We start from the raw sequence: 16,897 nt of genomic DNA, 5'->3' as shown, positions 1-16,897 counted from the left end.
ATTTTTTAGTATTTTGCGTAAAAATAATTCATTTTACACACTTTTCAAGATTTTATTGATTCAAATTCTTCTAAAGTAATACTTATTAAACCAACCTATTTGCGATGAAAAAAATATTGTTATCCGTTTTCTTACTGAGTTTTTCAATCAGCACTTTTGCACAAGATTATGAGTTTAAAACTACTGTTGATTTAGAAGCAACACCTGTTATTAGTCAAGGACGTACAGGAACTTGTTGGAGTTTTTCGGCTTCTTCTTTTTTAGAATCTGAAATCATTCGTTTGACCGGCAAGCAAATTAATATTTCTGAGATGTATAACGTACGAAATACGTATCCAAAGAAAGCCTGGAATTACGTAATGCGCCAAGGAAAAACACAATTTAGTGAAGGTGGATTGGCACATGATGTTATCAATGCAGTTGCTGCTAACGGACTGGTTCCAAATAGTGCGTATTCCGGTTTGAAAGCTATAGAAACTACACATAATCATGCTGAAATGGTTGCTGTTTTGAAAGCAATGTTGAATGTCTATATCAAAAATCCTGGAAAGAAATTATCAACTAATTGGAAACCCGCTATTGAAAATGTATTGAATGTATATTTAGGAAAACGCCCAGAATCATTCAAGTTTGAAGGAAAAACGTATACACCACAATCATTTTTAGAAATGACAAAGATTAATCCGGATGATTATGTTACGATTACATCTTTTACGCATCAACCGTATTATGAATCATTTGTTTTAAATATTCCTGATAACTTTTCTAACGGAAGTTTTTATAATGTAACCTTAGACGAATTGGTTGCTGTAACTAAAAATGCATTGAAAACTGGTTATACTGTTGAGTTGGATTGCGATGTTTCTGAAGCTACATTTTCTTCAAAATATGCAGTTGCAACAATTCCTGAAAAAGCAGTTAAAAGTAGAAAAGATTTCTCTGCGAAAATTCGTAAAGAAAAAACGATTACTGCTGATTATCGCCAGCAAGAGTTTGAAAATTTCACGACTACAGACGATCATTTAATGCACATTACTGGGTTATCAACTGATCAAAATGGAAATACTTATTTCCGAGTAAAAAATTCTTGGGGAAGTAATACTGATCGTGTTCCAAATGACGGACATGTGAATATGAGTGAAGCATTTTTTAGATTGAAAACTATTTCTGTAATGGTTCATAAAGATGCATTACCAAAAGCATTACGTCAAAAATTGAATTTGTAACATTTCTATTAGATTTCATACTGATTTTATATGAAATCGAACAAAAGAATACAGCTTAAACAACGCCTAAGTATTGCAGGTATCGGAAAACTTCGTTTTTGGACAGGTATTGGTTTGGGTGTTTTTAGTGCGCTCTTATTTTTTGGTTTTATCTTTTATATACTAGAACTCGTTGACCTTTTTAGAGTTATTCAAAATTTTGACTTCAGTATAAAAAATAAAAAACAACTTCAGTTTGAAAAGCTATTCTTATTAGCACTTTCTATTGCTTTTGGAAACAATACAATGCTTAAATATTGGTTTGTAAGACCTTCAAAATATCTTACTAAAACCTATAAATATACTTCTGCACGTATTGTTAACTATTCACTATTTATAGAATATGTTGTATTGTTTGGAGCTCTAAGTTTTATCACTCGTTTTTTACTATATGCGCCATTTATTGATATTAATATTTTTAATGAATATGGGTATGTATTGTATTTATTTCCTGTGTACTTATTTTACATCTCTTGGACAGAGATTTCTAGATATATTAAGACGCAACGTTGGATGCTCTATGTTTTTGTTATGACTATTTTATTTGTTGTGTTATTTAGTTTTATTGATGTTTCTTCTTATAAGATAGGAGAAATCGCTTTTAGAAAAATGCATGATGAAGAAATCACTTATATCGAAAATGAAGTTGAAAAGGCGAAGCGTAATTACAATATTACTTTTTCTGATGAAACTATTAATACTTTAAAAGAATTACGCACTGAACGAGCATATAGTTTATTAGAAAAAACACGTCTTGCTTTTAATATTGATGGAAAAGTATCACTAGACACAATAGTTTTAGAAAAAATATTGCTTCACAATATGAAAGGATATTATATAGACATTCGCAATCCATACACATACACAACTCCTGTTAAAGTTTATGAACAACTCAGGAAAGTAGATCCAAATTCATACGAAGCTACTGAGTTATTAAATTTAATAGCAACTTTCCATGAAGTAGGAACATATTTATACAATGATGATATTGTAGAAATCGACACTTCAATTAGAGGCAAAAGTAGTTTATTATACAATAATACCTTACCAGGATTGAATCGTGATTATGATATAATGTATAGTCAAACTTCTTTTTTACTATATAATCTTCAAAAGTTAGGTACTTATAATCATCATCCTTTTTTTAATTCCAAAACTTCTTTTCCGCCTCCAATTCCAATATTCTATAATGGATTAGAAGATAAATTCCCTGAATTTGAACACTAATTAAAAAATATGCTATTTTGGTATCATTTTTGATGCATTATAAAAATCAATCATCATTCATCAAAAAACTGATTTTACCATGAGAACCACATATCTAATTAGCTGCCTTATAGCACTTTTGGCTTTTAGTAGTTGCAGCATCGAAGAAGAGGAACAAACATTTGATTTAACTCAAAAATTAGTCGCACATTACGCATTTGACGGAAATACTAAAGACGCAAGTACTTTTAATGTAACTGCGGAAACTAGCGGTGTAAAACTTACATATGACCGATATGCAAATCCAAGACATGCATTTTATTTTGACGGGAACGATGATAAAATTGTAATTCCTGCAAATGAGCATATCAACTTTACAAATGAGTTTACTATTAATTTATGGGTAAAAACGGACGCAACACATTTACAACAAGTATTATACAAAAATGTAGCAGACGATAAACAATTAAATGCTGCTTATGGCATTTCATTAGGTCACACACCAAAAGATCGAGTTCAAAGAGCCACAAACGATATCATTTTCTCTATTGCTCCATATGGAACTGTACAAGAATTACGAAAATTCGATTATGAAGAAGAAACTTGGTATATGATTACATGCATTTTAAAAGATGACATCATGTATTTGTATATTAATGGAAAACCTGCCGTATTGAAATATATTGATGGCGAGTTATCTACCTCATCGTTGCCATTGATCTTAGGAAATGATCCAACAGGAAAGAATCCATTTCAAGGAAGTATTGATGATTTGCGTATGTATAGTGAAGCAAAGTCTTTAGATTTTATTGAATACTTACACAAACAATAAATAGACAAAAACAAAACATAAAAAAAGGCGCGTTTTTCAACGCGCCTTTTTTATATTATGTTAATTTGATTCCGTCAGAATTAATTACAATTTGCTTTTCTTTATACAAGCTTCCAATCGCTTTCTTAAAGGTCTTTTTACTCATCTTTAAGCGTTTTTTTATCTCTTCTGGATCACTTTTATCGTGTAATGGCAAAGTTCCACCATTTCGTTCTAACGCATCCAAAATTATTTGCCCAGAAGGTTCTATATTTTTGTACCCAATAAGTTGTAACGATAAATCAATTTTATTGTCTTCACGAATTTTTGAGATAGCACCTTTTAGCTTTTGCCCAAGTTTTAAATCCTTAAAAATTTCATCATTGTATACCAATCCTTTGTGTTTTTGATTGATAATCATTTCTACACCTAAATCAGTAAAACGAGAAACAATTAAATCAACTTCCTCAAAGCGTTCTACAGTTAATTCCTCATTGCTTATATATTTATTCGTCTTGCTCGAACCTACTAAACGATTAGTTTCTTCATCTAAATAGCAATATACAACATACCATTTACCTTCTTCCATGTCGCGCGCTTGTTCTTTAAACGGCACAAACAAATCTTTTTCTAATCCCCAATCTAAAAAAGCTCCATAATCACTCAATGCAGTTACACGTAATAAAGCAAATTCATTTACTTTCATGTGTGGTTTTAGCGTTGTTGTTACTGGACGCTCATGACTATCTAAGTAGGCAAAAACAGAAAGCTTATCTCCTATTTCAAAAGAAGTTGGCACATACTTATTCGGTAACAAAATTTCATTTCCTTCATCATCGCCTAAGAAAAGTCCTGGAGGCGTTTCTCGTAATATCTCTAATGTATTAAGTTGTCCTAAATGAATCATTATGTGTAAATTTTCGCCAAAGGTACGTTTTATCTAACTATTACAATAAAAAAACGCCATCCTAGTGAAGGATAGCGCTTATTAAAACATATATAATAGTACTCTTAACTGTATATTTCTTGTTTTCCAAAATGTACTGTTAGTAAATAATATACAACAGCTCTGTATTTATTTCTGTTTGAACGACCATACTTTTCAATAACTGCATCAATTGCCTTATCTAAATCAGCGCTATCTGCTAATCCTAATTTTTTAATTAAGAAATTGTTTTTTACAGTAGCTAACTCTTTTTCGTCAGTTCCTGAAACAGTAGCAGCATCTTTATTGTAAATAGCTGGACCACATCCTATAGTTACTTTTGTCAATAAATCCATATCAGCAGTAACTCCGCATTTATCTTTTAAATCTGCAGCATACTTTGTAATTAACTCATCTCTTTTACTCATAATACTTTGAAATTTTTAATAATAAAATGATTAATAATATCTATTTTCAAATGTACTAGAAGTAGAAATATTCCTTCTTTTTTGGAATAACTAGTTATTAATTTTCGTTGAAGAACTTAAAATAATCGATCAACGTAACATCATTGTCAATTCGTGGTGTAAAAACTTCTAAAATCTTAGGTTTCTCACTTTCATTGTAAAAAGTTTGAAGTTCGGTTTTAAGTGTCTCTTGATCAGTAGCCGTTAGATATTCAAACTGATACATTTCTGCCAACTGTTTTGCCGTATGTGAATGAATGGTTTCAAAATACGTATTGAAGTTCACTGTATTTTTATTTCCAGGCAAAATTCTAAAAATTCCACCACCACTATTGTTCACTAAAATGATTCGAAAATTTTTCGGAATGTAATTATTCCATAGTGCATTACTATCATAAAAGAAACTTAAATCACCTGTAATTAACATCGTCTGTTTGTCTGCCACTACGGAAGTTCCAACAGCTGTAGACGTACTACCATCAATTCCGCTTGTTCCTCTATTACAGTACAATTCAATATTTGAATCTATTTCAAATAATTGTGCATATCGCACAGTAGAGCTGTTTCCTAAATGCAAAATTAATGATGTTGGTAAAGAAGCAATAATAGTTTCAAATGCTTTTAAATCTGTAAACTCTATTTGTTGTAAATACTGTGCATGTTTTGCTTCACGATCAATCTTTATCGCATTCCAAAAATGTTTATACGAACTTTCAATTGGTATTATTTGTCCAAAAAATGATTCAAAGAAATCATTCGGATTCATCTGAAAGAAATGTTCCAAACAAAAAAACGTATCAAATACTCTATTATCGTGAATATGCCAATGATGCTTCGGTTGTCGCTTTCGCAAGATAGCTTTTATCTTCTTGGAAACAATCATTCCGCCAAGTGTCAACATTATTTCTGGTTGAAACTCATCAAGCAATGTTTCGTTTTTTTCAATAGGTAAAATTAGTTGATCTATCGCATTAAAAAATCGTTCATCACGTAAGTTTGAAGTCGTTTCGGTTAACACCATTACAGAAGGATCTTCTGCTAAGATTTCTAAGTACTTTTTTAGAATTGTATTCGGCGGTAATGTACCTACCAATACTAACTTTCTTTTTGCCTGACTCCAAATTGATGCAGCAGTAGTAATTCTTGAAGGTTCTATTGATGTTTTTGGTTTCTCAGGAATTAATTTTGGCAAAATATCTTGCGTTTCCTGCATTGTATACAAAGGTTCATCAAAAGGAGCATTGATATGAACTGGTCCATTTGTTTCAACAGCAGCATTTAATGCCATGTTAATTTCCTGCTCATTGTATGTTTGCACTTTACTCTGTAATTCACGTTCCATCTCCTTCGATAATTGATGTGTGTCACGTAAAATTGTGCTTTTATGAACAATATCCTGCTTTAGATTTGCTTCATAATTGATATGATTTTTAAACACATGCTTTTGTCGAATCGTTTGTCCGTCTCCAACATCAATTAAATAAGCTGGTCGGTCTGCCGAAATTACCACAACAGGAACATTACTATAATAAGCTTCTGCAATTGCCGGATAATAATTTAACATTGCCGAACCCGAAGTACAAATAACAGCTACAGGTTTCCCCAATTGTTGTGCCATTCCTAATGCAAAAAATGCTGCACAACGTTCGTCAACAATACTATATGCGTGAATTTCTGGATGTTGTGAAAAACTCAAGGTTAATGGTGCATTTCGTGAACCCGGAGAGATCACGATATGGTTAATTCCTTTGGCAATACAAAGCGCAACTAAGGTTTGCGCAAGTGGGATTTTTGAGTATATCATTTGTATGACAAAAATACAATTTTCAATGTACTTTTTATAATACTCGTTTCATTATTTGTGATTTAGCAAGTGTTTCTTGCCATTCCGATTCTGGATTTGAATCTTTGACAATTCCGCCGCCAATGTAAAGTGTTGCTCTTGTATCGTTTAACTCCATACAACGAAGGTTTACATACAATTCCGAATTGGTTCGCACAGCTCTATATGCGCTGTTTTCTTGATTTTTTCGATTTCTATTTCTTGAAGTTTCTTCACGCACATTCAATTCGCCTAAATATCCTGTATAAAATTTACGATCATAATCTTCTTCCTTCAAAATAAATGCTTTTGCTTCAACCGTTGGAAAACCACAAATGGCTGGCGTTGGATGTAAAGTTGTAATGATATCTCCTATATTGATTGCTGGTGAAATTCGTCCTGAAATCATCGAACGCAAGTGAACTAAACTTCCAGCCTGATGTGTTTCGACCGCACCAACCGTAACATTAGACGTTACATCTTGTAATCGATCTACAATATAATCTGTGACAATTTGTTGTTCATCTATTTCCTTTTGATCCCAAGAAACTGCTACATTTTCTTCTAGTTTTCGTGTTCCTGCTAAAGACATCGTTGTAAATGTACTTCCTTTTGCATGTACTAAAGTTTCAGGCGTTGCGCCAAGCCACATTCCTACTTTCGGGTGAAACCAAATGTATACAAATGCTGTTTTATATGTAGTCAACAATTGTTGAAATAAGGTAAAAGGATTTTTCTCTGTTGTAATTTCTTCTTTTCGAGATAATACAATTTTTTTTATATCTGAGTTTTGAATCGTATCAACTCCTTTTGCAACTAAATTGATATGTTTTTGATGCGCTTTCGCGGAAATATTCTCTGAAATAACTGATACTTCAGGTATTGAAATATCCTCAATTGTAGTTTGTTGAATAGCTCTAAACGGAATTAAAACTGCTTGTTTTGTTGCATCAAACGGAGCAAATACAAATCCGCTTTCCGTAAAGTTTGAAACTTCATGTACAATATCATCATGTTGAAATATACTACTCATCAACGTCGCATTCGGCTTACGATACGCAACAAAAGGCAAGTTTTTTTTAAAGTGTGCAGCTAAAGTTTCAATCATGAATATCCGTTGAGATTATTTAGGCAATACAATCGTTGTTAATTTACACAATGAAATTAATGTTCCTGTTTCATCTTCTACTTTAATTTCCCATAAATGCGTTGTGCGTCCTTTATGAATTGGTCGTGCAGTAGCAAATACTTCTCCTTCACGTTTACTTTTTAAATGATTTGCTGAAATCTCTAATCCTTTTACTTTAAATTTTGTAGCATCAATGAATAAATGTGAAGCTGTACTTCCTACTGTTTCTGCCAACGCAACAGTTGCGCCACCATGCAGTAATCCTTGTGGTTGATGCACACTTGGATTTACGGGCATTTTTGCAGTCAAGTAATCTTCTCCAACATCTGTATATGAAATTTGAAGCGTTTCAAGCAATGTATTTGGAACAATTGCATTGAGTTGTTTCAGAATTTCGTCTTTTTTTAAATTCATTTAATATATTTATAGAATTGTATCAACAATCATTTTTTGATATTACAAAAATACAAAACACTAGCGCAAATTTAATGATGAACGAAAAAGAAATATCATACGAAATCACAAATACATATACGACAGTTAACAAACTTACTTCTAAAACTAAGAATGTATGGTTTGCTTGTCACGGAATTGGTTTTTTAAGTCGCTATTTTGCAGCTTATTTTGGAGCATTAAACCCTGAAGAGAACTATATTATTGCTCCACAAGCTTCATCAAAGTATTATTTAAAAAACGAATATAAACATGTTGGTGCTAGTTGGCTCACAAAAGAAAATACCCAAAAGGAAATTGAAAATGTGATGAAAAATTTAAATGCTATTTATGCTTCAGAGCAAATTCCTGATGATGTAAATTTTTATATTTTAGGATTTTCGCAAGGTGTTTCTGTGGCGTTGCGTTGGGTTGCACGTTATAAAATTCCATGTACCAAATTAATAATTTACGCAGGAAGTATTCCACATGAATTAAAAACTGAAGATTTTGAGTTTATCAATCACAATACAACCAAAGTGATTAATATTGTTGGAGATAAAGATGAATATTTTACTGAAAAACGCATGCGACAAGAACTTGAAAAGATGCAATTATTGTTTGGAGATAATTACTTTTTCAACACTTATGAAGGTACGCATCAAATGTCTGGAAATGTACTTTTAGAACTTGCTGATTAATAAATATTTACGAAAATTACCTACCTATTGTACGGCGATCACGTAATGCAAAGTGTTATTTTATATATAAGTTTACTGCATCAAAAAAATATTGAGTTAAATTGAAGATTTCCTAAAAAACCTAAATTTAACTCAACAACGACCAAATAACCAATCACAACCAATCTTAAAAAGCACAACGTTATAAAACGTTGTGCTTTTTTACGTTTGTCATTTTTTTGTCATAAAATCGCTTCGTTTGTATTGAATATTATTTAGAATTAATGAAAATAAAACTACTCATAAGTAGCTATTTTTTGTTTTCTTTGTAAGATATGATAGCCCTAAATAAAATTAAAAGTACCCTAAAAGAATATTTTGGTTACGACCAATTTAGACCATTGCAAGAAGAAATTATTCATTCAATTTTTGAAGGAAATGACAACTTAGTTATTATGCCTACAGGTGGCGGAAAATCGATCTGTTTCCAGTTGCCAGCACTATTATTAGAAGGAATTACAATTGTTATTTCTCCCTTGATTGCATTGATGAAAGACCAAGTTGATGGATTGACTACAAACGGAATTGCCGCAGCGTATATTAATAGTAGTCAGTCAGAAAGTGAACAACAAGAAATTTATGCCAAAATTGCAGCAAACGAAATCAAGTTATTATATACAGCTCCTGAAAGTTTATCATACTTAGAACACATTTTTACAAGTCAAAAAATTAGCCTAATTGCTATTGACGAAGCACATTGTATTTCATCTTGGGGACACGATTTTCGTCCTGCGTATACAAATCTTGGTTATTTAAAGAATCGTTTTCCAGATATTCCAGTAATTGCATTAACAGCAACTGCCGATAAAGCAACTCGTGAAGACATTGCAAATCAACTAAATATCCCAAATGCAACACAACATATTGCCTCGTTTGATCGTAAGAACTTAAAATTAGAAGTTCGTCCTGCAAATGATCGTGTGACACAAATTATTAATTTTATTCAAGATCGTCCAAACGAAAGTGGAATTATATATTGCTTAAGTCGAAAAGCTACCGAAACAGTTGCTGAGAAATTGCAAGCTTCTAATGTAAATGCCATGGCATATCATGCAGGAATTGCACATAATATTCGTTCTCAAATTCAAGAAGACTTTATTAATGATGCATGTCAAGTGATTTGTGCTACGATTGCTTTTGGAATGGGAATTGACAAATCGAATGTACGTTGGGTTATTCATTATAATTTACCCAAAAACATAGAGGGTTATTATCAAGAAATTGGTCGTGCTGGTCGTGACGGATTGCCTTCAAACACCTTGCTTTTTCACAGTTATGGTGATGTGATTCAATTACAGAAATTTGCGCAAAATTCTGGAAATGTAGATGTACAACTTGCGAAGTTGGATCGCATGAAAGAATATGCAGATGCATTGAGTTGTCGTCGAAAAATTTTATTGAGTTATTTCGGAGAACTAATTAGTGAAGATTGTGGAAATTGTGATGTATGTGAAAATCCACCACAGTTTTTTGATGGAACTATTATAGCTCAAAAAGCCTTATCTACAGTTGCTCGTTTAGACGGACAAGAACCTATTGGAACTGTAATTGACGTACTGCGTGGCGCACAAAATAGCACCATTTTTGAAAAAGGTTATGAAAATGTAAAAACCTATGGAATTGCAAAAGAAATAGCTTGGCTTGACTGGAAACAATACCTGACACAATTAATTAATCAAGGATATTTAGAAATTGCTTTTCATGAAAATAATAAATTAAAGCTCACGCAATTTGCAAAAGATGTACTGTTTAAAGCACAGAAAGTTGATTTAGCAAATTTAGTAGAAGCGAAAAAAGAAGAAGAAAAACAAAAAGTAAAAACTCCAAAAGCATCGAAGAATTCATTGTTTGAACGTTTACGTCAATTACGACTTACAATTGCTCGTGAAGAAGAAGTTCCTGCGTATCAAATTTTTAGTGATGCTACATTAAAAGAAATGGAGATAGAGCGGCCAATGTCGGACGAAGAGTTTATACAAATTAATGGTGTTGGACGTAGAAAGTTAGAAAACTATGGATACCAATTCATCAAAGAAATTATAGCATTTTCAAAAGAAAAAAAGCCAAGACGTAATAAAGGTGAAACTACAAAAAAGACCTACGAATTATACCAACAAGGTTTATCAATCCCTGAGATTGCGGAAGTTCGAAAACTTGCCGAAACTACTATTTTTTCTCATATTTCTAAATTGTATGATGAAGGAAAAGATATCAATTTGATGCAATTTATTGAAAAGCACGATTTACAGAGTATTAGAGAAGCAAAAGAAACACTTGGAGATCCAGATACGTTGAAAGCATATTTTGAGCATTTTGAAGAAGCAATTCCGTATGCTACAATTCGTGTTGGATTAACCGTTTTAAATAATGAAGCATAATCAATCGTATTAACCTTTTTGAAAAAAATAGTCATTTTAAAAGTACATCCATAGCAACTAAAGGATTTTTTTAGCAGTATTACTCTACTATTCTTTAGTATTCCTCCTGGTTTTATTCTTTTCATACTTTCGATAAAAAATTTGATAGTTTTATAAATTTCAGCTAACTTCCTGTCTTTAATTTATTTAAAACTAACAACCAACCAATTATGAAAAAAAAACTACTCTTTTTGCTCCTGCTCTGTACAGGAGTTTCTTTTACCTATGCACAAGGAATTTTTGACGATTCCATTCATACAGCTACCAATTTTGGAAGTGTAAACTCGCCTGGTGGAGAAGCTGTACAAAACGTTATTGACCAGAATTCTAATACTAAATTTTTAGATTTCAATGCTTTTGACGGTATCGGTTTTGAAGTAGATTTATTAGGCGTAGCCAAAACTGCTATCGCCATGGAGTTCGTAACAGCAAACGATGCGCCCGAAAGAGATCCTACAAACTATGAAATCTCAGGATCTAATGATGGTACGATGTATACAAGCATTGCAACTGGAACAATTCCGTGTATTTCAACACGTTTCTTTTCAAGAACATTTTCATTTACAAACACAAATTCATACACATATTATAGAGTGAATTTTACAGGAACTTGTGGAACTTCATCCATTAATCAAATTGCGGATGTCCAATTATTTGAGTCTATTGGAGATTCGCCAGTAATAACATGTCCCGCAAACATTAGTGTTAACAATACTCCTGGACAATGTGATACTGTTGTAAATTATAATGTAACAGCAAATGATACTGAAGATGGAATGTTGACTCCAACAGTTACTTCTGGTTTAGCTTCTGGAGCTACATTTCCAGTAGGTGTAACAGAAGTTTTTATGAGCGTTACTGATTCTGACAACAATACTTCTAGCTGTAGTTTTACGGTTACAGTTATTGACAATGAAGATCCTGTTGCTGGTTGTCCTGCAAATATTATGCAAACTGCTGCAAACTTTGGAGATACAACAGCTGTGGTCAATTACGCTTTAACGCCAACTGATAATTGTGTATTAATTAATCCATTGACAAACTTTACACCGTTGACAAATATTAACGGAAAAGCATATTATTTATCAGACAATACATTTACGCCAGACAATGCTTTTACTGATGCAATTGCACAAGGTGGATTTGTTGGTACTATTAGAAATGCCACAGACAATACAACGATTACAGAAGCCATCAATACTGTTGGAGGAGCTGGAGACGTACTTATTGGTTTCAGTGACACAGCTACTGAAGGAAGCTTTGTATGGCAAAGTGGCGATACTTCAACGTACGACAATTGGAATCCTGGTGAGCCAAATAATGCCGGAAATGAAGATTATACAGTAGTTCAATCTAGCGGTGGCTGGAATGACGTAACAAATGGTACTGCATACAGATATCTTTTAGAAATTGATTATGTTCCTACGCAAACAGCTGGTTTGGCTAGTGGAAGTGATTTCCCGATAGGAACTACTACAAATACATTTACAATTACTGATTTGGCAGGAAACGCTGTCATGTGTTCATTTGATGTGACGATAGATGAAAATTTAAGTGTTGACGAAAATGCATTCTCAAATAGTATAAGGCTTTCGCCGAATCCTACAAAGAATGTAATTACGATTAATAGTGTTACAAATATTTCATTGAACGCTGTCCGTATTCTTGATTTAAATGGTAGAACATTACAAACCGTTTCAAACATTGGACAGTTAGCAGATGGAAAAACAATTGATGTTTCAAATCTTGCCGCAGGAATGTATTTTATGCAGCTTGAAGATACAGACAATAGAATAGCTGTGAAACGAATCGTGAAAAATTAAAAAACTTATATTTTATTTCGACTGTGCTCGATATAACAATAAAATAGTACTTTGAAAAAGTAACGCATAAAAAAAGCTCCTCAATTGAGGAGCTTTTCTTTTTTATATATTAAAGTAAATTACTTCACTTCTTCGAAGTCTACGTCTTGAACGTCTTCTCCATCTTTATCATCTCCACCAGTTGAAGCTTCTGGTCCAGCAGCTCCACCTTGTTGTGCTTCAGCTTCCGCTTTGTACATTTCTTCACTTGCTACTTTCCAAGCTTCGTTAATTTTCTCTAAAGCTGGGTCAATAATTGTAACATCTTTTGTTTCATATGCTTTTTTCAATTCTTCTAAAGCATCTTCAATTGGTTTTTTCTTATCATCAGATAATTTCTCACCAAATTCTTTTAATTGCTTTTCTGTTTGAAAAATCATTGAATCAGCTTCGTTCAATTTGTCAACAGCTTCTTTAGCTATTTTATCCGCTTCCGCATTTGCTTCCGCTTCTTGCTTCATTTTCTCGATTTCTTCTTCTGTTAATCCTGAAGAAGCTTCAATACGAATATTTTGCTCTTTATTTGTTCCTTTATCTTTAGCAGAAACATTGATAATTCCGTTAGCATCAATATCAAATGTTACTTCAATTTGAGGAACTCCTCTTTGTGCTGGTGGAATTCCATCTAAATGGAAACGACCAATTGTTTTGTTATTTGCTGCCATTGGACGCTCACCTTGTAATACGTGAATTTCCACAGATGGCTGATTGTCTGCTGCCGTTGAGAATACTTGAGATTTCTTTGTTGGAATTGTAGTGTTAGCATCAATTAGCTTTGTCATTACATTCCCCATTGTCTCAATTCCAAGAGAAAGTGGTGTTACGTCTAATAATAAAACGTCTTTTACATCTCCTGTTAAAACTCCACCTTGAATTGCAGCTCCTACAGCTACTACCTCATCAGGGTTTACACCTTTACTTGGTTTTTTACCAAAGAATTTCTCTACTGCTTCTTGTACAGCTGGAATACGTGTAGAACCACCAACTAAGATAATTTCGTCAATGTCTCCAGTTGATAAACCTGCATTTTTTAATGCTGTTTGGCAAGGCTCAATTGTTCTTTTTACTAAATCGTCAATTAACTGCTCAAATTTTGCTCTAGATAATGTACGTACCAAGTGTTTTGGTCCACTAGCTGTTGCCGTAATATATGGTAAGTTAATTTCTGTTGAAGTTGTGCTTGATAATTCAATTTTTGCTTTTTCAGAAGCTTCTTTCAAACGTTGTAACGCCATTGGATCTTTACGTAAATCCATTCCTTCTTCACTGTTGAACTCATCTGCCAACCAGTTAATAATTTTCTCATCAACATCATCTCCACCTAAGTGTGTATCTCCATCTGTTGCTAAAACTTCAAAAACTCCGTCTCCTAATTCTAAAACAGAAACATCATGTGTTCCTCCTCCAAAGTCAAAAACAACAATTTTTTGGTCTTGTCCTTTCTTATCCATTCCATAAGCTAATGCCGCAGCAGTTGGCTCATTGATAATTCTTCTAACTTTTAATCCTGCAATTTCTCCTGCTTCTTTCGTAGCCTGACGTTGTGCATCATTAAAATATGCTGGTACTGTAATTACAGCTTCTGAAACGTCTTGTCCTAAAAATTCTTCAGCAGTTTTCTTCATTTTTTGAAGAATCATTGCAGATAATTCTTGTGGAGAATATAAACGTCCGTCAATATCTACTCTTGGTGTATCATTATCTCCTTTTACTACTTTATATGGAACACGTCCAGCTTCTTTAGAAGATTCTGAAAACTTGTTTCCCATAAAACGTTTGATAGAATAAACCGTTTTTGTTGGGTTCGTTACAGATTGTCTTTTTGCAGGATCACCAACTTTGATTTCTCCTCCTTCAACAAAAGCAATTACAGAAGGTGTTGTTCTTTTTCCTTCAGCGTTTGCGATTACTACTGGCTCATTTCCTTCCATTACGGAAACACATGAGTTGGTAGTTCCTAAATCGATTCCAATAATTTTACTCATAATCTTATTTTTTACTTTTATCTATTGTATTGTGATTTCACTTTTTTTAACTGATTACCAATAAGACAATGACTATGCCAACCCTAAAATGCTAAAGTTTTGTCAGACAGATTTACGATTATGCTAAGATTGAATGACAGGTTGGCAGAACTTTTGTTTTTTATCAGCCATATGCTGTTCGTTATTAATCATTTCTTTAGATGATAAACTTCTTACCATGCTCGTTTCATAGATAAATTTCATGAAATACATACATTTTGTTAATCTTAATCCTATATATTTGTTTTACTAAATTGAATATCTAATGGAATACATCAGTGTTTTTGATATGCTTAAAATTGGCGTTGGTCCTTCAAGTTCACATACATTAGGACCTTGGAGAGCGGCTGAAAGCTGGATTAAAGAATTAAAAGCTTCCAATCTTTTTGATGACGTGACTTCTGTCAAAGTAGACTTATACGGTTCATTATCTTTAACAGGAAAAGGGCATGCTACAGATTTAGCTGTGCTGCTTGGTTTGTATGGAGCTGACCCTGAAACGATTCCTACCGAAAAGATTCAGACTATTGTTGATACCATCAATGAACAAAATATTCTATCCTTTAATAAAGAAAAAGAGATTCCATTTACGCCAAGTAAAGACATTATATTCAATTCAGATTTTTTACCTTTTCATCCTAATGGAATTACATTTCATGCAATTGTAAATCATAAATTACATTCGTCAACTTTTTATTCTATTGGTGGCGGATTTGTAGTGAAAGAAAAAGAGAGTCATGATAATACTGATCATCCAATTCGTATTTTTCCGTTTCCTATAAATAAAGCTACAGATTTAATTGATTTCTGTAATCAAGAAAAAAAGAAGATTTCTGAGATTGTGTTACTAAATGAAACCTTGTTACGTTTTCCTGAAGAAATTGATGCCGAATTGCGTCGTGTATGGAAAACCATGTTAGAATGTATGTATACAGGTTGTCATACGACAGGAGTTTTGCCTGGCGGATTGAATGTGAAACGTAGAGCTTTTGATATTCATGAAAAGTTAAAAGGCGATTTACCGTATACTACTCCTGAAGATTGGTTACAAAAGATTCGAAAAACAACCGTTAGGTTTCGTCAAATTTTTAAATGGGTAAGTTGCTTCGCGCTTGCCGTAAATGAAGTAAATGCTTCATTAGGTAGAGTTGTGACAGCGCCAACGAATGGAAGTGCTGGCGTAATTCCTGCTGTTTTAATGTATTATATGGTGATTGAAAACCATAAAGCAGATTTTAGTCATATCAAACGATTTTTATTAGTCGCTGGCGAAATTGGAAGTATTTTTAAGAAAGGTGCTACTATTTCTGCGGCTATGGGCGGTTGCCAAGCTGAAATTGGCGTTTCTTCTGCCATGGCTGCTGGCGCATTGACAGAATTGTATGGTGGTTCACCTGAACAAGTAATGATTGCTGCCGAAATTGCCATGGAACATCATTTAGGTTTAACCTGTGATCCAATTGGTGGTTTGGTACAAGTTCCGTGTATTGAGCGAAATTCTATGGGCGCAATTAAAGCTATTAATGCTGCCGAATTGGCTATGGAAACAAATCCTGAAGATGTAAAAGTTCCATTGGATAAAGTTGTGAATACCATGTGGGAAACGGCTAAGGATATGAATTCTAAATACAAAGAAACATCTGAAGGTGGATTGGCAGTTGGCGTAAACTTAGCAGATTGTTAATAGTCCATTTTATATCCCGAAATTAAAGAATTTCGGGTAATCATTATTTTCTACAAGTATTGGTTTTCTTAATTTTCTTCCAATAATAATCAATACTTTATATCATGTTAAAA

13 protein-coding genes are annotated in these 16,897 nt (G+C 33.0%); 7 read left to right on the top strand and 6 right to left on the bottom strand.

Annotation, left to right across the window (positions count from 1 at the left end):
- Window positions 1–104 precede the first annotated feature (104 nt).
- From ACUUYC_RS15315 to ACUUYC_RS15305, 3 genes are all read left to right on the top strand, one after another.
- The gene (locus ACUUYC_RS15315; protein ID WP_474267197.1) at window positions 105–1,226 is read left to right on the top strand and encodes a C1 family peptidase; all 1,122 of its coding nucleotides are present in this window, start codon (window positions 105–107) and stop codon (window positions 1,224–1,226) included.
- Between the two features lie 30 nt (window positions 1,227–1,256).
- Complete coding sequence (locus ACUUYC_RS15310) at window positions 1,257–2,492, top strand: hypothetical protein (RefSeq protein ID WP_474267195.1); 1,236 nt, start codon at window positions 1,257–1,259, stop codon at window positions 2,490–2,492.
- 79 nt (window positions 2,493–2,571) lie between these two features.
- Window positions 2,572–3,303, top strand: coding sequence for a LamG domain-containing protein (locus ACUUYC_RS15305; protein ID WP_474267193.1), 732 nt, complete (start codon window positions 2,572–2,574; stop codon window positions 3,301–3,303).
- Window positions 3,304–3,358: 55 nt separating this feature from the next.
- On the opposite strand, the gene ACUUYC_RS15300 is transcribed toward ACUUYC_RS15305, so the two are convergent.
- The 5 genes from ACUUYC_RS15300 to ACUUYC_RS15280 all read right to left on the bottom strand — a co-directional run bounded on the left by ACUUYC_RS15300 (window position 3,359) and on the right by ACUUYC_RS15280 (window position 8,039).
- On the bottom strand, window positions 3,359–4,189 hold the full coding sequence (locus ACUUYC_RS15300) for a CvfB family protein (protein WP_474267191.1): 831 nt from the start codon (window positions 4,187–4,189) through the stop codon (window positions 3,359–3,361).
- Between the two features lie 104 nt (window positions 4,190–4,293).
- On the bottom strand, window positions 4,294–4,635 hold the full coding sequence (locus ACUUYC_RS15295; RefSeq protein WP_474267189.1) for a DUF2853 family protein: 342 nt from the start codon (window positions 4,633–4,635) through the stop codon (window positions 4,294–4,296).
- Between the two features lie 97 nt (window positions 4,636–4,732).
- Window positions 4,733–6,478: a 2-succinyl-5-enolpyruvyl-6-hydroxy-3-cyclohexene-1-carboxylic-acid synthase gene (gene menD / locus ACUUYC_RS15290; RefSeq protein WP_474267187.1), complete on the bottom strand. Its 1,746-nt coding sequence runs from the start codon at window positions 6,476–6,478 to the stop codon at window positions 4,733–4,735.
- A 34-nt stretch (window positions 6,479–6,512) separates the two neighbouring features.
- A complete protein-coding gene (locus ACUUYC_RS15285; protein WP_474267185.1) occupies window positions 6,513–7,604 on the bottom strand; it encodes a chorismate-binding protein in 1,092 nt (363 codons plus the stop codon).
- A 15-nt stretch (window positions 7,605–7,619) separates the two neighbouring features.
- Window positions 7,620–8,039, bottom strand: a complete 420-nt coding sequence (locus tag ACUUYC_RS15280; protein ID WP_474267183.1) for a PaaI family thioesterase — start codon at window positions 8,037–8,039, stop codon at window positions 7,620–7,622.
- A 74-nt stretch (window positions 8,040–8,113) separates the two neighbouring features.
- On the opposite strand from ACUUYC_RS15280, the gene ACUUYC_RS15275 reads away from it, so the two are divergent.
- The 3 genes from ACUUYC_RS15275 to ACUUYC_RS15265 all read left to right on the top strand — a co-directional run bounded on the left by ACUUYC_RS15275 (window position 8,114) and on the right by ACUUYC_RS15265 (window position 13,037).
- Complete coding sequence (locus tag ACUUYC_RS15275) at window positions 8,114–8,758, top strand: alpha/beta hydrolase (protein ID WP_474267181.1); 645 nt, start codon at window positions 8,114–8,116, stop codon at window positions 8,756–8,758.
- 314 nt (window positions 8,759–9,072) lie between these two features.
- Window positions 9,073–11,175: a DNA helicase RecQ gene (recQ, locus tag ACUUYC_RS15270; protein ID WP_474267179.1), complete on the top strand. Its 2,103-nt coding sequence runs from the start codon at window positions 9,073–9,075 to the stop codon at window positions 11,173–11,175.
- 209 nt (window positions 11,176–11,384) lie between these two features.
- Window positions 11,385–13,037, top strand: coding sequence for an HYR domain-containing protein (locus ACUUYC_RS15265; RefSeq protein WP_474267177.1), 1,653 nt, complete (start codon window positions 11,385–11,387; stop codon window positions 13,035–13,037).
- A gap of 119 nt (window positions 13,038–13,156) precedes the next feature.
- On the opposite strand, the gene dnaK is transcribed toward ACUUYC_RS15265, so the two are convergent.
- A complete protein-coding gene (gene dnaK / locus ACUUYC_RS15260; RefSeq protein ID WP_474267175.1) occupies window positions 13,157–15,061 on the bottom strand; it encodes a molecular chaperone DnaK in 1,905 nt (634 codons plus the stop codon).
- A 304-nt stretch (window positions 15,062–15,365) separates the two neighbouring features.
- Between dnaK and ACUUYC_RS15255 the strand changes: the two genes are divergently transcribed.
- Entirely contained in the window at window positions 15,366–16,784 is a 1,419-nt protein-coding gene (locus tag ACUUYC_RS15255) for an L-serine ammonia-lyase (RefSeq protein WP_474267173.1), read from the top strand.
- Window positions 16,785–16,897: the final 113 nt, after the last annotated feature.

The organism is Kordia sp. E, assembly GCF_056033805.1.
The sequence above is the reverse complement of the archived record's forward strand: the minus strand, read 5'-3'. Positions and strand labels throughout refer to the sequence as shown.